Genomic DNA, 20563 nt, shown 5'->3' on the forward strand with positions numbered 1-20563 from the left:
GGCTAGCGGCCGAGATCGAGCGAGGAGGCCGCGTCGATGTCGGAGTTGCTGCGCCGGGCCCGCTCGACGTACTCGCCGGCCTTCGCGGTCTCGACCTGCAGCACCCCGACGGTCTGCGCCATGCTGTCGAGCGCCTTGATCTTGAAGTCCGAGATCGAGTCCATGGTCTGGTAGATGTTCGCGAACGCGGCCTGCAGCTGCGGCAGCCCGACCGTCGCCGACGCCGCCTGCGACTGGATGCTCGCGGACTGCTCGGCGAGCATCCGCGAGGTGGCCTCGATCATGTTCGAGGTCGTGGTGTTGAGCGCGGTGATCTGGTCGAGCACCAGGCGCTGGTTGGCGAGCGCCTGCGCGACGATGACCGCCGTGCGCAGCGCCGACACGGTCGTCGTGGTCGCGCGGTCGACGCCCTTGATCAGCTCGACGTTGTTCTTGATCACGACGTCGATCGCGAGGTAGCCCTGGATCGAGACGGCCAGCTGGGTCAGCAGGTCCTGGTGCTTCTGCCGCGCGTAGAAGAGGACGTCCTCGCGCAGCGCCCGGGCGCGGTCCGGGTCGGTCGCGTCGAGCTCGGCGATCTTCGCCGACAGCTTCACGTCGAGGCGCTCCGCGACGTAGATGTACTCGTTGAGGCGCGTCATCGTGTCCCAGAGGTTCTGCTTCTCCAGGTTGAGCGCCGCGTTGTCCTTCCGCAGCTCGTCCTGGCCGTCGTAGAGCGCCTGGATGATCGCGTTGAGGTGCGACTGCGCGCTCTCGTAGCGGCGGAAGTAGTCGGTGATCTTGTTGCCGAAGGGGATGAAGCCGAGGATCTTCTTCTGGATGTTGTCCTCGGAGGGGTCGAGGTCCTCGACCGTGCGGCGCAGCTCCAGCAGCGTCTTGCCGATGGTCGAGCCCTCGGAGAGCCCGCCCTCCTGCAGCGCCCGCACGGGCGTCTTCAGCAGGCGGTTCGAGGAGTCGGCGGCCGAGCGGATGTCGGCGTCGCCCATCGTGCGGATGTCGTTGGCCTTCGCCGCGAACTCGGGGCTGCGGGCCTCGGCCGACATCAGCGACGCGAGATAGCCGTCGACCTTCGCCTCGAGGCCGGGCAGCGCCTGCTCGGGGACCTTCGGCGCGATCGACGGCGCCGACGTGGTCGCGACCGCGGCGACGGGCTCGGGCGGCGTGAGCGAGAGGGCGTTCTGGGGCGGCTGCAGGGCCTCGGTCATCGGGGGATCCTCACCGTAACGGGCGCGCACCGTGACCGGCGCTCGGCGCCGACTGGACGAACGTGGCCCCAGCATATCGCCGGGGAGTGAGCGCTCCCTCAGACTCCGGCGGGCCGCCGCCGGAGCGTGGCGACCGCGACTCCGCCCAGCGCGATCGCGCCGCCGATCAGCGCGGCGGCCGGAGGCGTCTCGGCGAGCAGGAGCCAGGACAGCAGCACCACGACGGCCGGGACCGCGTAGGTGGTGGCGGCCGTGCGGCCGGCGCTGGAGCGCGAGAGGACGTAGCCCCAGGTGGTGAAGGCGACGGCCGTCGGGAAGACGCCCAGGTAGACGACGGCGGCGATCGAGGAGGCGGGTGCGGCCTGGAGCGAGGCGACCAGGTCCGGCGCGAACGGCAGGCAGGCGACGGTCGCGGCGAGGCAGCCGATCCAGGTCATCGTCATCGCGTCGACGTGCCCGAGCAGGCGCTTCTGCAGCGTCGCGGCACCGCCGTAGAGGACCGCGGCGGCGAGGCCGAGGACGACGCCGATCACGTCGAACTGCCCCGAGGAGGTGGAGAAGGCGATCACCGCGACTCCGGCGAGCGCCACCGCCATGCCGCCGAGCAGGCGCCGCGGGAAGCCCTCGCCGAGCAGGAGGCCCGCGAGGACCGCGGTGATCATCGGCGCGATGTTGACCAGGAGCGCCGCGGTACCGGCGTCGACGTGCCGCTCGGCCGCGTTCAGCGCGAGGTTGTAGACGCCGAACCAGGCGACGCCCCAGACGAGCACGAGCAGCAGGATCCGGCCGCGCGGCACCCGGCTGCGCTCCGGCCGCTCGGGGCCCCGGCGTGCCGTGATCACGACGCGCACCACCGTCAGCGCGATCGAGCCGACCACGATGCGGCCGAGGGTGAGGGCGCCCGGGCCGAAGTCGTCCGCGGCGAAGCGGATGCCGACGAAGGCCGACGCCCAGAGCAGCACCGTCACCGCGATCGCCGACCAGAGCAGGACCGCGTCGCGGCGGCTCGGAGCGGCGGTGGTGCTGGAGGGTGCGGTGCTGGTCATGGACTCATCGTGGCGGGACGGCGGGCATCAGCACCAGTCCACGGTTCTACCGGATCGTGCAGTGCGGCTTCATCCTCGCTAGGGTCGGCGCATGCTCGACGTCCAGCGCCTCCGGGTCCTCCGCGCCGTCGTCGCGGCCGGCTCGATCGTCGGCGCCGCAGCGTCGCTCGGCTACACGCCGTCGGCGATCAGCCAGCACCTCGCCGCCCTGCAGCGCGAGACCGGGCTGACCCTGCTCGAGCGGGTCGGCCGCGGCGTCCGGCCGACCGCCGCGGGCCGCACCCTCGCCGAGCAGGCCGACCGGGTGCTGGAGCGGCTCGGCGAGGCGGAGGCGGTCGTCGCCGACCTGCGCGCGGGCCGGGCCGGCCGGCTCTCGATGACCTACTTCGCCTCCGTCGGCAGCGCCTGGATGCCCGAGGTGGCGCGGCGGCTGATCGCCGGGTTCCCGCAGCTGGCGCTCGATCTGCGCCTGGGCGAGGAGGTGGCGGAGGACCCGGCCGAGCGGCCCGACGTCCAGCTGCTGGTCGCCGAGCCGGGCCGGACGGCCGACTCCCCCGGCTTCACGGCCCACCACCTGATCGACGACCCGTACCTCGCCGTCCTGGACCGGTCGCATCCGCTCGCCGAGCGCGCCGAGATCGAGCTGGCGGAGATCGCGGGCGACCGCTGGATCGACAACGACCTGCCGACCGGCTGGTGCCGCCGGACCCTCGTCGACGCCTGCGCGGCGGCCGGCTTCACGCCGCGCTTCCACGTGCAGGCGAACGACCACGTGACGGCGGTCGCCTTCGTGGCGGCGGGGATGGGGCTGACCGTGCTGCCGGCGCTCGCTGCGCAGCCGCTCCCGGCGGGGCTCGTGGCGGTGCCGCTGGTGCGGCCGCGCCCGCTGCGGTCGATCCACGCCGTGGTGCGCGGGTCGGTGGCGTCATCCGCGCCGGTGCGCGTCGCGGTCGCGGCGCTGGTGGAGCTCGCGGGAGCCGGCTCCGAGCGGTGAATCGCGCCGCGGTTGCCGCGGGGCGCGCCGATACTGCGCTGCACCGGCCGGTTCGCAGCAGCGGGGAGCACGATGGCCGCGTGACCTCCGTCGAATCCGTGACCCGCTCCGCGCCCGCGCTCGGCGGGCCGCGCATCCTCCGCCAGCGCTGGACCGAGGCGGCCTTCCTGCACTGGCGCGTCGACCCGGCGCTGGTCGCGCCGCACCTGCCGCCCGGCGTGCGTCCGGACGAGCACGACGGCGCCTCCTGGGTGGGCCTCATCCCGTTCCGGCTGTCGCGGACGGCGTTCCTCGGCGGGCCGCGCGTGCCGTGGCTGGGGACCTTCCCCGAGGTGAACGTGCGGCTGTACTCGATCGACCGGCACGGGCGCCGCGGAGTCGTCTTCGTCTCGCTCGAGGCGTCGCACCTGCTGCCCGTGCTCACGGCGCAGGCCGTCTTCGGCCTGCCCTACCGCTGGGCGCGGATGGGGATCGAGCACCGCCACGGAGCGGTCATCTACACGACCGAGCGGATCAGCGACCCCGCCGCCCGCTCGCGGATCGTGGTGCGGCCGACCCCGGGCACCGACGCGTCCGAGGATCCGATCGCCGGCTTCCTCACCTCGCGCTGGGCCTACCACGAGCGACACCTGGGCTCCACCTGGTACGGCCGCAACCTGCACCGGCCGTGGCCGCTGCAGCGCGCGGAGCTGCTCGCCCTCGACGACGGGCTGCTCGAGGTCGCGGGCTTCCCGGGGCTGGCGTCGCGGGCGCCGGACTCGGTGCTGTACTCGCCGGGCGTCGAGACGGTGTTCACGGTGCCGCGGCGGGTGTGACAGGACGTTCGTGCTCTGAGGCCGTGACTCCCTAGGTCGCCTCGGCAGAGCGAGGAGCGGGTGGGCACTCCTCCACAGGGACGACTTCGGCGAGTTCTCCGACGATCCGTCGGAGGAGGCGACCGCGCGTCGGTGGTCTCTGGAACCATTCTCGTATGGTTCAGAACGAGGACGGGGAGCGACCCCGCGAGGGGCGCAGGGGCGCAGATGCTGCGCTCGCCTCCGCGGTCGATGCGGTGTGCGCGGCCGATCCGCTCCGGGCGCGAGCGGAGGCGCAGCGTGCCGAGCTGGTCGAGCGCGCCCGGCTCGCGGCGGCGGCCTCGTACGAGGTGCTCGTCGATCCGCTGGTGCGCAACCGCGTGGAACGGCGGGAGGCGGCGCAGCGGGCGCTCGTCGCCGAACTCGCCACCGCGCTGCGGATGTCGGAAGCGCACGTCTCCGGGCTGATCGAGGAGAGCCGGCTGCTCGTCAACGAGCTCCCGCTCACCCTCGCCGCACTCCGTGAGGGTCGGATCTCGCCCGAGCACGCGCGGGTGATCCTCCGCGCCGCCGCCGAGCTGCCGCCCGAGGTGCGCGGGCGCCTCGATGAGGAGGCCGCCGTGGTCGCGGCCGACCGCACTCCCCCGCAGCTGCAGCGTCGCCTCCGGACTCTGCGGGAGCGACTGCATCCCGAGTCGACGACCGAGCGCCACCGCCGCTGCGCCGCGCGGCGTGGCGTCTGGCTCGACGGCGACAGCGACGGCAGGGCCACCCTGCTCCTGCACCTCCCCGCCCCCGAGGCGCACGGCGCCTTCGACCGCATCGACCGCGTAGCGCGCTCCCTGCGCGAGCTGCCCGGCGAGAAGCGGACGATCGGGCAGCTGCGGGCGGACGTCGGGGCAGCGCTCCTCATCGACGGCGAGACCGCCGGCGCGGAGCGACGAGCGACGGGAACCGCCGTTCCGGTCGGGATCCGTCCGCGGGTCGCGGTCACCGTCCCCGTCCTCACGCTCCTGGGCCGCTCCGACGAGCCCGGCACCCTCGAGGGCTACGGGCCGATCGACCCCGAGACCACGCGCCGGCTCGCGGCCGATGCGCCCTCCTTCACGCGGATCCTCACCCATCCGGAGACCGGCGCGGTGCTCTCCGTGGGACGCACCTCGTACCGGGTGCCCGCCGATCTGCGGCGCTACCTGCTACACCGCGACGAGACCTGCCGCTTCCCGGGCTGCACCCGAGCGGCCTCCGCGAGCGACGTCGACCACGGCGTCGAGTGGCAGCACGGCGGCCGCACCGACGCCGACAACCTCGCCCACCTCTGCCGCCACCACCACAGGCTCCGGCACACCAGCACCTGGCAGGTCGAGCACCGGCCCGCCGGAGTTCTGCACTGGACGAGCCCGACCGGCAGGCGGCACGTCACCCACCCCGCGCGCACCGGGCCGCCGAGAGGCCGCGCGGCACCGGACAGAGAACCGGACGCCGTGAAGAACGAGTCACCGCCGTTCTGAGGTCGGGAGGGTGTCGATGCGAGGATCGGAAGGGGGACGTCTTCAGCGAGAGAACGGAATCGGGGGTCATCGGTGATCGCTTGTTCGACGCGCCTGATCGAGGTCGTCCGCGAGGGCTGGGAGATGGACTGCTGCGGCGCGCCGTTCGCGGTAGGTGACCGTGCCACGTGGTCGCTTCTGAGCTACCCGGCCCGACCGACGGGTCCGGCTCGCTACGCGGAGGAGCACCACCAGGCTCTGCCCGACGCACTCACGGTGACCGGGGTCGTGCGCGGGATCGTCGACGAGACCGTGCTCGGCGCGATCCCGGCGATCGGCGAGGGCGGCGTCCTCGTCCCCGACCCCTCCCAGCGGAGGCTGCGGCGACTCGCGTCCTGGGACCGCTCCACCGGCGGCGCGACCCTCCGCGTCGCCCTCGAGATCGACGCGGACGCCGAGCTCCCGCCGCCGTGCGAGCCGCCGCAGTCCACCCCCGACACTCGGACGCCGGACCCGGAGGTCGTCGCCGCTCTGCACGCGCTGCTCGTCCGCCTCCACGACGCGTGGCGCGGCCGGATCGGCATCCGGTCCGCCGACCGCGGCAGGAAGGCGAGCATCGTCCCGCACACCGTGGGCGCCGGCGAACTGCACTGGGCGCTCGGGCCCGAGCACCTCGTGGTGAACCTCGGCTACGACCGCGTGATCCTGCCCGGCGACCTCGACGGCGTCGCTCGGCTCGAGGTGATCGCCGACGAGGTGGCCCGCGGAGTCGTCCGTCAGGACCCGCCGATCACGAGTCAAGGGGTCCTGCTGATGCCCGCGCGCAGGCGTAGGGTTCCCACTTCGGCCTGGTGAGACACTCGGCTCCCGCACTCGGCTTCCACGACCAGCAGAGGACGAATCACATGCCCACGACTCCGACCGCCGCGCTCTTCGACATCGACGGCACCCTCGCCGACACGAACTTCCTGCACGTCGAGGCCTGGTCGCGCGCGTTCTGGCAGGCGGACCTCGACGTCGCGACCTGGCGGATCCAGCGGGCGATCGGCGCGGACTCGTCGGAGCTGCTCGATCTGCTCCTGGACGACGAGGTCGACGACGCGACGCGGACCCTGGTGAAGGGCCTGCACGCGAAGAACTACGCGGAGGCGTCCGCCCGGATCGCGCTGCTGCCCGGGGCGCGCGAGCTGATCCGGGCGCTCGCCGGACGCGGGGTCCGCGTCGTGCTCGCGACCTCCGCGCCGCAGAACGAGCTGGAGATCCTGCTCGACGTCCTCGACCTCGGCGACACCGTGCACGCGGTGACGAGCGGCGAGGACGTCGACACCGCGAAGCCGTCGCCCGACCTCATCAGCATCGCCCTCGAGCGGGCCGGCGTCACGACCGACCACGCGATCATGGTCGGCGACGCGACCTGGGACGTCCTCGCCGCCGAGCGGGCCGGCCTGGCGACGATCGCGGTGCAGTCCGGCGGCACCGGCGAGCACGAGCTGCGCGAGGCCGGCGCCGTCGCGGTCTACGAGGACGCCGCGGCGATCCTCGCGGACCTCGAGGGCGGACCGCTGGCGAGCCTCCTGCGCTGACCCCGGGGGTAGGGCAGGAGGCCCGGCCCGCGGTCAGCTCTGCGGTCGCCTCCGCAGCACGAGCAGGGTGATCCCGATCGCCGCGACGACGGCGACCAGCGCGCCGCCGATCCACAGCACGTCGCCGAGCAGCGCCGGGTCGGACCCGGTCGCCGCCTCGGCCTCGTCGGCGGACGGCGCCGAGGCGTCGGACACCGCGACGGTGCCGTTGCAGTCCGGGATCGACTCGGAGCCCTCGGCCAGCGCGACGCCCGCTCCCGGCTGCCAGTCGAAGCCGTACTGCCCGGAGACCGGGTGCCCGTCGGTCGAGACGACCTGCCAGGTCACCTCGTAGGCGCCGGCCGCGCCCAGCTCGAGCGGCATGGACGCCTCCGGTCCGACGACGCTGACGCAGCCGTCGCCGTAGTAGAGGCCGTCCGGCCCGACGACGCGCAGCGCCGCGGCGGCTCCGTCGTTGCCGAGGACCAGCAGGTCGTCGTTCGTCGTCAGTGCGAGGGTGCCGGGCTGCTCGGTCACCGTCGAGTCGGCGGCGGGCGTCGTCGACACGAGGTAGTTGTGCGCACTGGCGGGCGCCGCCGCCGCGACCGAGCCGATCAGCCCGATCGCGGCGGCGGCCAGGACGAGCCGTCCGCCCCTCCGGAGAGCGACCGTCACGCGGACGCCTTCGGGCTGCGGCGACGCGAGGCGAGCCCGAAGGCGACGCCGACGGCACCGAGGACGAGTCCGCCGACACCGAGGACGCGCGCGAGCACGTCGTCGCCCTGGCCGGTGGCGGTGGTGGCGGAGGCGGTCGTCGCGACCGCGTCGTCACCGTCGCCGTCGTCGTCGTGGTGGCCGGAGCCCTCCATCGCGGCGGTCACCGCCACGGTCGGCGCGGGGAGCTCCGGCTCCGCCTCGCCCTCGACGGTCGGCTGGTCCCAGGCGGTCGAGCCGGTCTCGCAGGTCTGCAGCACCGGGAACTCGAGGGTCGAGCCGGCCGCGTCCTCGGGGAGCTGCAGCTGCAGCGAGACGGTGTCGCGGTAGCCGTCCGCGAGCGGGGTCTTGGCGGTGTAGACGACGTCGGAGACGCGCTCGGTCGCGGTGTTGCCGTGCGAGTCGGTCACCGGGTCGGCGATCTCGACCTCGTTCTTCACGACGTCCCAGTTGGGGTTCACGGTCGGGCTGACCGAGTTGATCCCCTCGGGGATCGTGATGCTGAGGCCGGTCGTCGGCGAGCCCTCGCAGCCGTGGGCGAGCGAGAAGGTGACGACGGTGTACGAGCCGGCGGCCGTGCTCGACGCCGCGGCGGTGACGTGCGCGCTCGCGGCGGTCGGCGCGGCCAGCGCGAGGGCGACGGAGCCCGCGGCGACGAGCGCACCGCCGCCGACGAGGCGGACGCGGGAGGAGAAGGAGGAGGTGGAGGTTCGGGTGGTGGTCATGATCGTGAGGAGTCCTAGCGGGAGTCGGCACTGCCGGGAAGGCGGTGCAGAGAAGGGTGAGGGCGCAGCGCGGGATCGCGGTGCGCGCGGGCTCACCGGCCGAGGCTTCCGCGTGCCGAACGGGCGAGCGGGCGGGAGGACGTCAGACGGTGGGCAGGGCGCGCGCGGGCGGGCCGCGGTGCCGCAGGACCCGCAGGACCGCGTCGAGGGCTCGGGGGGCGCTCGGCTCCACGGAGCCGAGGACGGCCACCGAGGCGCCGAGCGGCTCCAGCAGAGCGGACGCCCGCGCGACCAGGCGCACGACGACGCGCAGCACGGCGGTGCCGAGGGTCCAGAAGACGCGCTCACCGTGGCGGAGGGCCGCGACCGTGACGACGGCGGCGATCAGGTGGGAGAGGAGCATCAGGGGGGTGTGCGCGGCGTGACCCGACGTCCCCGCGATCAGCTCGACCGTGCCGCCGCCGTGGAAGTGGCCGCCCGCGGTCGTGCCGGCGACGCTGACGTCGCCACCGCCGCCGGTCACCAGGAAGAGGGAGTGGTACGCCAGCTGGCTGAGCAGCACGGCCACCGCGAGGCGCGCGAGCGAGAGCGTGCGGCCGGCCAGGAGGACGCAGACGACGGCCGCGAAGGCGGTGGCGAGCGCGAGGATCGCCGGGGCGGGGGCCTCGGCACCGGCGAGGGTGTGCGAGGCGGCGGCGGTCGCGGTCGCGGCGACGGCGGCGACGACGCCGCGCGCTGTCCGTGCCCCTCGCGTCTGCATCCGCTCGACTCCTGGTCTCTCGTGCCGCGCAGCGCGCGCGGACCGACATCCAGGGTAATCGCCCTGCCTCCGCCGTTATGAACCCGTGACCCGATTGCTCCGATCGATTCCAAACCCCCTCGGGGAGGGCTCCGAAGACTCTTCAACGGCCGCGAAACGGTCCACACACAGCCAGGTCCTCCGCATCCCGTGGGGGCCGTATCACGAAGGAGCATCCCCATGCGATCCACCAAGCGCACCACTCTCGCCGCGTTCGCCCTGCTCGGCACCGCCGCCCTCGGCCTCACCGCCTGCTCGTCCGGCGCCGGCACCACCGACGCCGCCAGCGACACCGCGTCCGAGATGTCGACCCCGATGATGACCGAGTCCGCCACCCCCATGGCGACCATGGACCCGGCCGCCAACCTCGTCGGCTCCGGCTGCGCCGCGTACGCCGAGCAGGTCCCGGACGGCGCCGGCTCGGTCGGCGGAATGGCCCTCGACCCGGTGGCCACCGCCGCGTCGAACAACCCGCTGCTCAAGACCCTGAACGCTGCGGTCTCCGGTCAGCTCAACCCCGACGTCAACCTCGTCGACACGCTGAACGGCAGCGAGTTCACCGTCTTCGCCCCCGTCGACGACGCGTTCGCCAAGCTCGACGCCGCGACGCTCGCCACGCTGGCCACCCCCGAGGGCGCTGCGACGCTCTCGTCGGTCCTGACCTACCACGTCGTCCCCGGCCAGATCGCCCCTGACGACATCGACGGCACCCACACCACCGTCCAGGGCACCGACGTCACCGTCACCGGCTCCGGCGACGACATCAAGGTGAACGACGCGTCGGTCATCTGCGGCGGCGTCCAGACCGCCAACGCGACCGTGTACCTCATCGACACGGTCCTCATGCCCGCTGCGTAAGCAGCAAGCACCACGAAACGCCGAAGGGCGGGCACCCACCGGGTGTCCGCCCTTCGGCGTTGCTGCGCTCGCGCGCAGACGCGCTACTCGCCGGCGCTGATCTCCGCCAGCACCCGGTCGCCCGGGTAGGCCTGGATCATGTCGGCGCGGATCTCGGCGCGCTCGAGCAGCTCCTCCATGCGGTGGCGGCGGTTGCGCGTGATCAGCGTGACGACCGTGCCCTTCTTGCCCGCGCGGCCGGTGCGGCCGGAGCGGTGCAGGTAGGTCTTGTACTCGTCCGGCGCGTCGGCCTGGATGACCAGGTCGATGTCGTCGACGTGGATGCCGCGCGCGGCGACGTCGGTCGCGACGAGGACGTCGACCCGGCCGCTGGTCAGCAGCGCGAGGTTCCGGGTGCGGCGCGACTGGTTGAGGTCGCCGTGCAGGCTTGTCGCCGGGATGTCGGCGTGCTCGAGCTGCTCGGCGAGCTGCTCGGCGAACGCGCGGGTGCGGGCGAAGATCAGCGTCTTGCCGGCGCGCGCCGCGAGCTCCTCGATGATCGCGCCCTTGTCGCGGTGCTCGATCAGGAGGACGCGGTGGTCGATGCTCGAGGACGCCTGGTCCTCGCCTGCGACCTCGTGCACGCTCGGCTCGACGAGGAACTCGTCGACGAGCGTCGCGACGCCCTTGTCGAGGGTGGCCGAGAAGAGCAGGCGCTGGCCGCCGCGCTTGGTCTGGCGGAGGATCCGCTGCACCGGCTCGAGGAAGCCGAGGTCGCACATGTGGTCGGCCTCGTCGAGGACGGTCACGGTGATGGTCGAGAGGTCGAGGCGACCCTGCTCGATCAGGTCCTCGAGGCGGCCCGGGGTGGCGATGATGATGTCCACGCCGCGCTGCAGGGCGCCGACCTGCTTGTACTGCGGCACGCCGCCGAAGATCGTCGCGGTGAACAGGCCGACGGAGCGTGCGATCGGCTGGATGGTGCGGTCGATCTGCATCGCCAGCTCGCGGGTCGGCGCGAGGATGAGGGCGCGCGGCGCACGGCCGGGCTTGCGGCCCTTCGCTCCGTCGTTCTCCATCAGGCGCTCCACGACGGGGGCGCCGAACGCGATCGTCTTGCCCGAGCCCGTCTTGCCGCGGCCGAGGACGTCCTTGCCGGCGAGGACCTCGGGGATCGTCGCCGCCTGGATCGGGAACGGCGAGGCCGCGCCCATCTGGGTCAGCTGGCGGACGATGTTCGCGCCGAGACCGAGGTCGCCGAAGCTGACGCCCTCGACGTCGACGGCGAGCGTGGCGGTCGCCTCGAGGCGCTCGAGCACGACGTCGTCGGCCTGGTGCGAGGCGCGGCCGTCGCGCTTGGGGTAGAAGTCCGAGCCGGAGTCGCGGCGCGGGCCGCGGTCGGCGCGGTCGTAGCCGCCGCGGGCGGGGCGCTCGGTCCCGCGGTCGAAGCCGCGCGCCGGGCGCTCGGTGCGGTCGGAGGAGCGGGCGGGGCGATCGGTGCGGTCGAAGCTGCGCGCGGGACGGGCGTCGCGGTCGTTCGTGCGGGCCGGACGGGCGTCACGGTCGTACGAGCGGGCCGGGCGGTCGTCGCGATCGAAGGAGCGGGCGGGGCGATCGGTGCGGTCGAAGGAGCGCGCCGGGCGATCCGTGCGGTCGAAGCTGCGCGCGGGACGGTCGCTGCGGTCGTAGGAACGGGCCGGACGGTCGTCGCGGTCGTTCGGACGGGCCGGACGGTCGGACCGGTCGTAGGAACGGGCCGGGCGTGCGTCGCGGTCGAAGCTGCGCGCCGGGCGGTCGGTGCCGCGGTCGTACGAGCGGGCGGGACGGTCGTCGCGGTCGTTCGAGCGCGCGGGACGCGCGTCGCGATCGAAGCTGCGCGCGGGGCGGTCGGTCCGGTCGTAGGAGCGGGCCGGACGGTCTGCACCGCGGTCGCTGCTGCGGGACTCTCCCCGCTCCGTCAGCTTGGCGGCGCGCTCCTCGGCGTTCCAGCGCGCCTTCTTGGGCGCGTTCTCGTCGACGGGGCGGTAGCCGCGGTGGCCCTCGCTGCGCGAGCCGGACTTGGGCGCGGCGAACCGCGGGCGTCCGCCGAGCTGGGACTTGCCGCTCGAGGCGCCGAAGCGGTTCGGCTCGAAGTTCTTGGCGGGGCGTCCGCCGGCGGGCTTCTTGTTCTTGGGCATGGCTGCTTCCTGGGTTCAGGTCTTGCGCGAGCAGGCACACGCCGATCGATCACCCTCGTGGGGTGCGAACGGACAGGGCGCTGCGGGAACCCGGGTGAGTCGCTGCTCTGAGACGCTGACCGGGGCCGATTCACACATGTGATTCATCTCGCGACGACTGTCGGAGATCCGGCCCGCTTGACTGACAAACCCATCCGCGCGGCGACGCACGGAGTCAAGAGCCGACCACGAGAGTTTACACGCGAGCCCGGGCGCTGGCTAGAGTGCGCGCGCTCGAGTGCGCCGGCGCGAGTGCCGCGTCAGCTCGACGCGCGCCGCGCCCGGTACGCCGCGACGTTCGCTCGGTTGCCGCAGTTGCCGGTGTCGCAGTAGCGCTTCGAGCGGTTGCGCGAGAAGTCGACGAGCACCGCCTCGCAGTCGTCCGCCGCGCAGATCCGGATGCGGTCGCGCTCGTCGCCGCGGATGACGTCGACGAAGGCCATCGCCGCCTCCACCACGATGCGGGTCGCGAGCGGGCTCTCGTCGCGGGTCGCGTGCAGGTGCCAGCCGAAGATGCCGTGCCGCACCAGCTGCGGCAGGGCGCGGCCGTCCTCGAGCATGCCGTTGACGACGGCGACCAGGTCCTCCTCCGCGCGGCTGCGCCAGAGCGAGCGGAGCGGGGCGCGCACGGCCCGGACCGCCTCCAGCTCGGCGGTGCTGTGCTCGCGGCTGCCGGTGTAGCGGTTCTCGAGCAGGAACTCGTCGAGCTGCTCGACGGACGCCATCTCGTCCTCGCCGGACTGCGACAGCTCGGGGAGGGTGTTGACGAGCACCGCCGTCGAGGTGAGCGCCGCTTCCACGTCATAAGCGAAGACCATGTTGACTCCTGACACGTTCGATCAGTACTGTCACGAGCATAACGACTTTGACTCCTGAAAGAGGCTGACGTGACTCCCACTGCGCCACCGCGGCAGCTCGGCTCCGGCCTGCTCCTGGCCCTCGCCGCTGCCGCTGCGTTCGGCCTGGGCGGGCCCTTCGTCAAGCCGCTGCTCGAGGCGGGCTGGAGCCCTTCGGCGGCCGTGCTCTGGCGGGCCGGCGGCGCGGCGCTGATCCTCGCGATCCCGGCCGTGCTGTCGCTGCGCGGCCGCTGGCACGTGCTCCGGCGCAACCTCGGCACCGTCGGCCTCTACGGGGTCTTCGCCGTGATCGCCGCGCAGCTCTGCTTCTACAGTGCGATCGAGCACATGTCGGTCGGCGTCGCGCTCCTGATCGAGTACCTCGCACCCGTGTTCCTCGTCCTCTTCGCCTGGGCGCGCACCCGCCGCCACCCCGGTCGCTTCACCCTCGCCGGCTCTGCGCTGGCGCTGGCCGGTCTCGTGCTCGTGCTCGACCTCTCGGGCGAGTCCACTCCGGAGCTGGTCGGCGTCGCCTGGGCGCTGACCGCCTCGCTCGGCCTCTGCGTCTACTACGTGATCGCCGGCCGGATCGACCCGGAGCTGCCGCCGATCGCGCTCACCGCCGGAGCGATGACGGTCGGCGCCGGGCTCCTGCTCGTCCTCGGCGTCACCGGGCTCGTCCCGCTGCGGGCGACCTTCGGCGACGTCGTCTTCGTCGGGAACGACGTGCCGTGGTTCCTGCCCGCGGCGGTCATCCTCGGCATGTCCACGGTGCTCGCCTATCTGCTCGGGATCGAGGGCGGCTCGCGGCTCGGCACCCGCATCGCGTCCTTCGTCGGGCTGACCGAGGTGCTGTTCTCGATCGTCGCCGCCTGGGCCCTGCTCGGCGAGCTGCCGGCGCCGATCCAGTTCGGCGGCGGGGCGCTCATCCTGGCCGGAGTGGTGCTCGTGCGGCTGCAGGCGGAGGCGCCCGGCGCGGTGGCGGAGGAGCGGCAGGAGAGCGACGGCCGGCCTCCGGTTCCGCTGTCCACCCCCTGATCGCGGGGTCGCTCTAGGCGGGCGGCGTCTTCTCCCTTATGCTCGCCTCACCCATGCGCGAGCCCACCCGACCCACGCGATCGATCGCCCTCGTCGCGGCGACCCTGGCCCTGCTCGCGGGAGGCCTCGCCGGCTGCTCGAGCGCCCCGGTCTCGCAGCCGATCGCCCAGGCGGCCGGCGTCGCCGCCGTCACCGCCTACGACGACGTCCCCGTCACCGCCGGACTCGTCTACGACGAGGCGACCGGCCAGGCGCTCGACGTCTGCTCACCGGTCGACGCGGCCAGCGGAGCCGCCCTCCCCGCGGTGCTCGTCGTGCACGGCGGCAGCTGGACCCGCGGCGACAAGGCCGACCCCAACTGGCGCCCGCTCTGCCAGTGGCTCGCCTCCGAGGGCTTCGTCGCCGTCTCGGTGAACTACCGCCTCGCCCCGGCCGACGTCTTCCCCGCGCAGATCCAGGACGTCTCGGCCGCGCTCGACTGGATCCTCGCGCCGGCGCAGACCGCGCGCTTCGGCATCGATCCGTCCCGCGTCGCCGCGTTCGGCGGCTCAGCCGGCGGCAACCTCGTCTCGCTGCTCGGCACGGACGACGCGCTGACCGCCGACGGCACCGGCACCTCGCGTCTCGCCGCGGTCGTCGACCTCAGCGGCCCCGCAGATCTCACCGCAGCGGGCCTCGCCGACGACGACCCGATCGTCGGCGTCGGCGCCGCGGTCCGCGGATACCTGGACTGCGCCGACCTCGACGACTGCGCCGTCGCCGGCGAGGCGTCCCCGATCGCGCACGTCGACGGCTCCGAGCCGCCCTTCCTCATCGCCCACTCGGCCGGCGAGCGCGTCGCGCTGAGCCAGTCGCAGGACTTCGCCGAGGCGCTCGACGCGGCGGGCGCGAGCGTCGACTTCGTCGTCGTGCCCGGCACCCGGCACTCGATCGCGATGCTCGACGACTCCCTCCGCCGCACCGTCGTCGAGTTCCTGCACGCGCAGCTCGACGCGCCGGCCGAGCAGACGCTCTCGCTCGAGCCCGCCACGCAGACCGAGCCGGCCGCGGCGCCCGCGTCGTGAGCACCGGGGTCGTCGTCCGGCTCGAGCGGCCCGAGACGGCGGCGCTCGTCCCGCTGCTCACCGCCGAGCTTCCACCGCACGCCCGGCTCCTCGTCGCCCGCGACGGCGCCACGCAGCAGCCGATCGGCGTGCTGGCGCTGACGCCCGGGCCCGACGACTTCGCCGAGCTGCTCGCCCTCGAGGTGGCCCCGGAGTCGCGGCGGAGCGGAGTCGCCCGCCGGCTCGTCGCCGCCGCGCTCTCCTACGCGAGCGTGCAGCGCATCCGCACGCTCCGCTTCCGCGTGCCGGTCCAGGCGGAGGCGGCCCTCGCCGCCGCCCGCTCGCTCGGCTTCACCGAGATCGACGGCTTCGGCGCGCACGTGGGCGACGACTCGGGTGTCTGCTTCGCGCGCTCGGTGCGATGACCGACGCCCTCTCACCCCGCGACCTGGTCGCCGCCGCCCTGCGCCGCGAGCGCGGGCGCCTCGGCCTGAGCATCTCCGAGATCGCCCGCCGCGCCGGGGTAGCCAAGTCGACGCTCTCGCAGCTCGAGGCCGGCGAGGGCAACCCGAGTCTCGAGACGCTCTGGGCGCTCGGCGGCGCGCTCGGGGTGCCGTTCTCGCACCTGGTCGAGCCGCCGCGCCGCTCCGTGCAGCTGGTCCGCGCCGGGGAGGGGCCGCGCATCGCCTCGGCGACCGCGGACTACGCCGCCACCCTGCTCAGCGCCTGCCCGCCGGGAGCCCGCCGCGACGTCTACCGCATCACCGCCGAGCCCGGAGCGGCCCGGAACTCCGATCCGCACGCCCGCGGCACCGTCGAGCACCTGATCCTGTCCGCGGGACGCGCCCTCGCCGGGCCGGCGGACGACCCGGTCGAGCTCGCGCCCGGCGACTGCCTGTCCTACCCGGGCGACGAGCCGCACCTTTTCGACGCGCTCGAGCCGGGGACGAGCGCCGTGCTCGTCTCGGAGCAGGTCTGAGAAGGCGCTAGCGCTCAATCGAAGGCGCAGGCCGTCTCGTCGGACAGCGCGCGGCTGATCCGCTCGCGGTGCTCCGCGCTCATCGGCGGGAGTGCGTCCGGCGCGAACCAGCCGACCTCGCTCGACTCGTCGTCGGCGACGTGCGCCTCGCCCGAGAGGTAGCGGGCGCGGAGGACGTGGTCGAGGTACTGCGCGCGGTCGCCGTTCGGGTACTCCATCGGCGGCAGCGTGTGCAGCCAGACGACCCGCTGGACCTCGATCTCTACGCCCGCCTCCTCCAGCGCCTCGCGCCGCGCGGTCCCGGCGACCGTCTCGCCGGGGTCGATGACCCCGGTGACGGCGGTCCAGGCGCCGGTGTCGGCGCGGCGGACCAGGAGGACCTGGCGGACCGGCTCCTCGCGGACGATCACCGCGGTGACGCCGGTGAGCCAGAGGAGCTCGGTGCCCACCCGCTCGCGCAGGCGGAGGATGAAGTCGGGGGTCGCCACGGCGTCCGGCTCCCGCGCCTCAGCTCGCGAGCGCGCCGGCGTCGAACGGCTCGGGGCGGAAGTCGAAGGCGACCACCCCGGCCGTGTCGAGCAGCGGGCCGACCAGGCCCTTGAAGGCGTCGTGCGCCGGATCGAACAGCCCGGGCGCGTCGACCGCGGGGCGGCCGATGTAGTAGTTGAGGTCGCCCTCGGAGGCGAACGTCAGCAGGAACGCGCGGTCGAAGCCCTCGCCCGCGCCCTCCGTGCTGAGCTGCGGGCCGTTCTCGATCGAGACGATGTAGGGGCGGCCGTCGCGGCGGCACTCCCGGCCGAGCGCGAGGAAGGACGCGATCACGCCGTCCACCTCGGCGACGAGCGCCGTCGGCCGGAAGCGGAACAGCACGATGTGCCGGATGGTGCCCGGGCGGTAGTCCGCGGCGACGAAGCGCTCGGGGCCGACCTCGGCGATCGCGGCGGCGGCGCGATCGGGGCCGCTCAGCCAGCGCGAGCCGATCGTCTCGGAGGCCGCCGCAGCGACCTCCGCTGCCGTGGTCTCCACTGCCGGGGTGCTGAATCCTGTGTCGCTCATGCCGACGCCTCTCCGGCGCGGGCGGCACGCCGCCGCTCACGATACCCCTCGACCAGGTTGTAGACGACCGGCAGCACGACCAGCGTGAGCACCGTCGAGGACACCAGGCCGCCGATCACGACGATCGCGAGCGGCTGCGAGATGAACCCGCCGTGACCGGTGATGCCGAGCGCCATCGGCAGCAGCGCGAAGATCGTCGCGAGCGCCGTCATCAGGATCGGCCGGAGCCGCCGCTCGGTGCCGTGCAGCAGCGCCTCGCGCACGGGCATCCCCCGCTCGCGGTACTGGTTCACCAGGTCGATCAGCACGATCGCGTTGGTGACCACGATGCCGATCAGCATCAGCACGCCGATCAGCGAGGGCACGCCCAGCGGCACCCCGGTGAGCACCTGCAGCAGGATCGCGCCGGTCGCCGCGAACGGCACCGACACCAGCAGCAGCAGCGGCTGCAGGAGCGAGCGGAACGTCGCGACCATCACGACGTAGACGATCAGGATCGCCACCAGCAGCGCGATCCCGAGCTGCGAGAACGCGTCGCTCTGGTCGGCCGTGACGCCGCCGAGCGCCGCGGAGACGCCGGCCGGCAGCTCCGTGTCGTCGATCGCGCTCTGCACCGCGACGTTCGCCGAGGCGAGGTCGTCGCCCTCCGGCGTCACCGTGATCGTGGCGGTGCGCTGCCCGCGCTCGGTGGTGATGCTCGCGGGACCGTCGGTCTGCTCGACGACCGCGAGCGAGGAGAGCGGGACCGCTCCGGTGCGCGTCGGGATCTCGAGCGCGGACAGCTCGGCGAGGGTGGCCGGCGGCTGCGCGTCGGCGAGGTAGACGGAGAGCGTGCGGTCGTCGATCACGACGCTGCCGGTCTGCGTCGGCTGCAGCGCCTGGCTGACCAGAGTGCCGACGGCGACCTCGGTGAGGCCGGCGTCCGCAGCCGCCGCGCGGTCGACCCGGACCGCGATGTAGGGCAGCGAGGAGGAGAGGTTGCTCTCGGCCTGGCTGATCCCGTCGGTGCCGCGCAGCGCCGCGAGGAGCGCGTCGTTCGCGCTCTGCAGGTCGCTCTGCGAGGCGGTCGAGAGGTCGACCTCGATGTTCGAGGAGGCGCCGAAGCCCGACGACGCGGCCACACTGATGTCGTCCGCCTCGGCGATCGAGCCGAGCGCCGTGCGGACGTCGGCCTGCACGGTCTCCTGGTCGGCCGACTCGGCGGTGGTGACGGAGTAGCGGATCGAGGTGCCGCCGCCTCCGCCGCCGAACGCGCTCTGCAGCCCGCCGCTCGCGGAGCCGATCGAGAGCTGCACCGTCTCGACTCCGCCGACCCCGAGGATCGCCGTGCTGGCCTGCTGCGCGGTCGCGTCCTGCGCGTCCAGGCTCTGCCCGTCGGGCACGGTCTGGGTGACGGTGAAGGTGTTCTGGCCGCTCGCGCCGAGGAAGTTCGTCTTCATCAGCGGGTAGAGCGCGCCGGTGCCCACGAGCACCAGCAGCGCGAGCAGGACGGTCGCGACGGAGTGCTTCAGGGTCCAGGCGATCACGGGGCCGTAGACCCGCTGCAGGCCGGAGGCTCGGCGGGGAGTCGCGCGCGCGCTGTGGCGGGCGTGCTCGGGCTCGGCTCCGGCAGCCGGCACGACCGTCTCGCCCGCCGCGCCGCGCTCCTCGGCGAGCGCCGCCTGCGCCGCCTCGCGGACGCCGGCACGCTTCGAGGGCCGGAGGAACCAGTACGCCAGCACCGGCACGATCGTCAGCGCGACGATCAGCGAGGCGAGCAGCGCGATCGACACCGTCAGCGCGAACGGCCGGAACAGCTCGCCGGTCGTGCCGCCGACGAACGAGATCGGCAGGAACACGGCGACCGTGGTGATCGTGGACGCGGTGATCGCGCCCGCGACCTCGCGCACCGCGACCGCGATGGTCGCCGCGCGCTCCTCCCCCGCGTCGAGGTGCCGCTTGATGTTCTCGATCACGACGATGGAGTCGTCCACCACGCGGCCGATCGCGATGGTCAGCGCGCCCAGGGTGAGGATGTTCAGCGTGTAGCCCGCGGTCTGGAGGCCGATGAAGGTGATCAGCACGGAGGTCGGGATCGAGATGGCCGTGACGAGCGTCGAGCGCACCGAGAGCAGGAACAGCAGGATCACGAGCACCGCGAAGACGAGGCCGAGCGCCCCCTCCTGCGCGAGCGACTCGATCGAGTCCTGGATGTAGGGGGCCTGGTCGAAGACCGAGGTGAAGGTCGCGTTCTCGCCGAGCGACGCCTCGAGGTCCGGCAGCAGCGCGGTGACACCGGTCGAGACCTCGACCGTGTTCGCCGCGGGGAGCTTCGTGATGGAGAGGGTCAGCGCGGGCTGGCCGTTGACCCGCGAGATCGAGGTGATCGGGGCGTCGGTGACGGCGACGGTGGCGACGGACCCGAGGGTGGGGGCGGTGGTGGGCGCCGTGGGAGCGAGCGCCGCGGCGCTCGCGGACGGGATCAGCGGCAGCGCCGCGATCGCATCGGTCGAGTCCAGCTTGACGCCGGACTGGACCGAGAAGGTGCTGCCGTCCTGGGTGATCTCGCCGCCGGCGACGAGCACTCCGTTCTGCTGCAGTGCGGTGCGGATGTCCGCGGTCGACAGGCCGGCGGCGGCGAGCGCCGCGTCGTCCGGGGTGATCGTGACGCGCTGGGCGCTCTCGCCGACCAGGGCGACCTCGCGGACGCCCTCCACCTTCTCCAGGTCCGGGATGACGCTCGTGCGCAGCCGGTCGGCGAGCGCCTTCGCGTCGCCGTCGCTCGAGACGGCCAGCTGGAGCACCGGCAGGTCGTCGAACGAGCCGGTCACGACCTGCGGGTCGACGCCGTCGGGCAGCGTGCTCGCGATCCGGTTGATCGCCTGCAGGATCTTCTGCTCGGCGGTCGCCAGGTCGGTGCCGTAGGCGAAGGAGGCCGAGATCAGCGAGGAGTTCGTCGACGACGTCGCACTGGTCGCCTCGAGCCCGGGCACGCCCTGGATCGCGGTCTCGATCGGCGTCGAGACGTCGTCGTTGACCACCTCCGGAGCGGCACCCGGGTAGCTCGAGATCACCGCCAGCTGCGGGAAGGAGATCGACGGCGCGAGCTCCTGCTTCAGCCCGGTGAGGGCGACGCCGCCGAAGACGGCGATGACGACGGTGACGAGCGCGATGAGCGCCCGGTTCTTCATGCTGAGGACCGCGAGGAGATGCACGCCGTGAGTCTTCCATCAGCTGGCTGAGTATTCGT

At 73.5% G+C, this 20563-nt stretch carries 20 protein-coding genes; 10 read left to right on the top strand and 10 right to left on the bottom strand.

The features are described from left to right. Window positions 1–2: 2 nt before the first annotated feature. Entirely contained in the window at window positions 3–1205 is a 1203-nt protein-coding gene (locus HRK28_RS05945; protein WP_123444926.1) for a toxic anion resistance protein, read from the bottom strand. A 98-nt stretch (window positions 1206–1303) separates the two neighbouring features. Further along, a complete protein-coding gene (locus HRK28_RS05950; protein WP_173250691.1) occupies window positions 1304–2251 on the bottom strand; it encodes a DMT family transporter in 948 nt (315 codons plus the stop codon). Window positions 2252–2342: 91 nt separating this feature from the next. On the opposite strand from HRK28_RS05950, the gene HRK28_RS05955 reads away from it, so the two are divergent. The 5 genes from HRK28_RS05955 (at window position 2343) to HRK28_RS05975 (ending at window position 7112) form a co-directional block, all read left to right on the top strand. Next, entirely contained in the window at window positions 2343–3245 is a 903-nt protein-coding gene (locus HRK28_RS05955) for a LysR family transcriptional regulator (protein ID WP_173250692.1), read from the top strand. Between the two features lie 80 nt (window positions 3246–3325). Continuing rightward, complete coding sequence (locus tag HRK28_RS05960; RefSeq protein WP_367948346.1) at window positions 3326–4060, top strand: YqjF family protein; 735 nt, start codon at window positions 3326–3328, stop codon at window positions 4058–4060. A gap of 155 nt (window positions 4061–4215) precedes the next feature. Beyond that, entirely contained in the window at window positions 4216–5550 is a 1335-nt protein-coding gene (locus tag HRK28_RS05965; RefSeq protein WP_173250693.1) for an HNH endonuclease signature motif containing protein, read from the top strand. 72 nt (window positions 5551–5622) lie between these two features. Then, window positions 5623–6384 (top strand): DUF6578 domain-containing protein, encoded by a 762-nt coding sequence (locus HRK28_RS05970; protein WP_217274404.1) that lies wholly within the window; start codon window positions 5623–5625, stop codon window positions 6382–6384. Window positions 6385–6434: 50 nt separating this feature from the next. Next, the gene (locus tag HRK28_RS05975; protein ID WP_173250695.1) at window positions 6435–7112 is read left to right on the top strand and encodes an HAD family hydrolase; all 678 of its coding nucleotides are present in this window, start codon (window positions 6435–6437) and stop codon (window positions 7110–7112) included. Between the two features lie 33 nt (window positions 7113–7145). On the opposite strand, the gene HRK28_RS05980 is transcribed toward HRK28_RS05975, so the two are convergent. The 3 genes from HRK28_RS05980 to HRK28_RS05990 all read right to left on the bottom strand — a co-directional run bounded on the left by HRK28_RS05980 (window position 7146) and on the right by HRK28_RS05990 (window position 9290). Next, the gene (locus HRK28_RS05980; RefSeq protein WP_160087385.1) at window positions 7146–7766 is read right to left on the bottom strand and encodes a copper resistance CopC family protein; all 621 of its coding nucleotides are present in this window, start codon (window positions 7764–7766) and stop codon (window positions 7146–7148) included. Continuing rightward, the gene (locus HRK28_RS05985) at window positions 7763–8530 is read right to left on the bottom strand and encodes a YcnI family protein (RefSeq protein WP_173250696.1); all 768 of its coding nucleotides are present in this window, start codon (window positions 8528–8530) and stop codon (window positions 7763–7765) included. Before HRK28_RS05985 ends, HRK28_RS05980 begins: the two co-directional genes overlap by 4 nt. A 142-nt stretch (window positions 8531–8672) precedes the next feature. Next, window positions 8673–9290 (bottom strand): hypothetical protein, encoded by a 618-nt coding sequence (locus tag HRK28_RS05990; RefSeq protein ID WP_173250697.1) that lies wholly within the window; start codon window positions 9288–9290, stop codon window positions 8673–8675. Between the two features lie 219 nt (window positions 9291–9509). On the opposite strand from HRK28_RS05990, the gene HRK28_RS05995 reads away from it, so the two are divergent. Further along, window positions 9510–10187, top strand: coding sequence for a fasciclin domain-containing protein (locus HRK28_RS05995; RefSeq protein WP_173250698.1), 678 nt, complete (start codon window positions 9510–9512; stop codon window positions 10185–10187). Window positions 10188–10270: 83 nt separating this feature from the next. On the opposite strand, the gene HRK28_RS06000 is transcribed toward HRK28_RS05995, so the two are convergent. Together HRK28_RS06000 and HRK28_RS06005 are read right to left on the bottom strand one after the other, a co-directional pair. Continuing rightward, the gene (locus tag HRK28_RS06000; protein ID WP_173250699.1) at window positions 10271–12343 is read right to left on the bottom strand and encodes a DEAD/DEAH box helicase; all 2073 of its coding nucleotides are present in this window, start codon (window positions 12341–12343) and stop codon (window positions 10271–10273) included. 299 nt (window positions 12344–12642) lie between these two features. Then, a complete protein-coding gene (locus HRK28_RS06005; RefSeq protein ID WP_160087375.1) occupies window positions 12643–13200 on the bottom strand; it encodes a CGNR zinc finger domain-containing protein in 558 nt (185 codons plus the stop codon). A 69-nt stretch (window positions 13201–13269) separates the two neighbouring features. Between HRK28_RS06005 and HRK28_RS06010 the strand changes: the two genes are divergently transcribed. Genes HRK28_RS06010 through HRK28_RS06025 form a run of 4 tightly spaced genes read left to right on the top strand, consistent with a single transcriptional unit; the run spans window position 13270 to window position 16278 of the window. Continuing rightward, window positions 13270–14256: a DMT family transporter gene (locus HRK28_RS06010; RefSeq protein WP_160087373.1), complete on the top strand. Its 987-nt coding sequence runs from the start codon at window positions 13270–13272 to the stop codon at window positions 14254–14256. Between the two features lie 53 nt (window positions 14257–14309). After that, the gene (locus tag HRK28_RS06015) at window positions 14310–15320 is read left to right on the top strand and encodes an alpha/beta hydrolase (RefSeq protein ID WP_173250700.1); all 1011 of its coding nucleotides are present in this window, start codon (window positions 14310–14312) and stop codon (window positions 15318–15320) included. Beyond that, entirely contained in the window at window positions 15317–15724 is a 408-nt protein-coding gene (locus HRK28_RS06020) for a GNAT family N-acetyltransferase (protein WP_173250701.1), read from the top strand. Before HRK28_RS06015 ends, HRK28_RS06020 begins: the two co-directional genes overlap by 4 nt. Next, on the top strand, window positions 15721–16278 hold the full coding sequence (locus tag HRK28_RS06025; protein WP_173250702.1) for a helix-turn-helix domain-containing protein: 558 nt from the start codon (window positions 15721–15723) through the stop codon (window positions 16276–16278). The genes HRK28_RS06020 and HRK28_RS06025 overlap by 4 nt, the downstream gene beginning before the upstream one ends. Window positions 16279–16292: 14 nt before the next feature. Here HRK28_RS06025 and HRK28_RS06030 read toward each other — a convergent pair whose 3' ends face one another. The 3 genes from HRK28_RS06030 to HRK28_RS06040 are packed head-to-tail and all read right to left on the bottom strand — an operon-like array spanning window position 16293 to window position 20528. Beyond that, the gene (locus tag HRK28_RS06030; protein WP_173250703.1) at window positions 16293–16766 is read right to left on the bottom strand and encodes an NUDIX domain-containing protein; all 474 of its coding nucleotides are present in this window, start codon (window positions 16764–16766) and stop codon (window positions 16293–16295) included. Window positions 16767–16785: 19 nt separating this feature from the next. Continuing rightward, a complete protein-coding gene (locus HRK28_RS06035; RefSeq protein ID WP_173250704.1) occupies window positions 16786–17334 on the bottom strand; it encodes a Dabb family protein in 549 nt (182 codons plus the stop codon). After that, window positions 17331–20528 carry an efflux RND transporter permease subunit gene (locus tag HRK28_RS06040; protein WP_173250705.1) on the bottom strand — a complete coding sequence of 1066 codons (3198 nt, stop codon included), beginning with the start codon at window positions 20526–20528 and terminating at the stop codon, window positions 17331–17333. The genes HRK28_RS06035 and HRK28_RS06040 overlap by 4 nt, the downstream gene beginning before the upstream one ends. Between the last annotated feature and the right edge of the window lie 35 nt (window positions 20529–20563).

This window comes from Rathayibacter sp. VKM Ac-2835, from assembly GCF_013266705.1.
Classification (GTDB): Bacteria; Actinomycetota; Actinomycetes; order Actinomycetales; family Microbacteriaceae; genus Rathayibacter.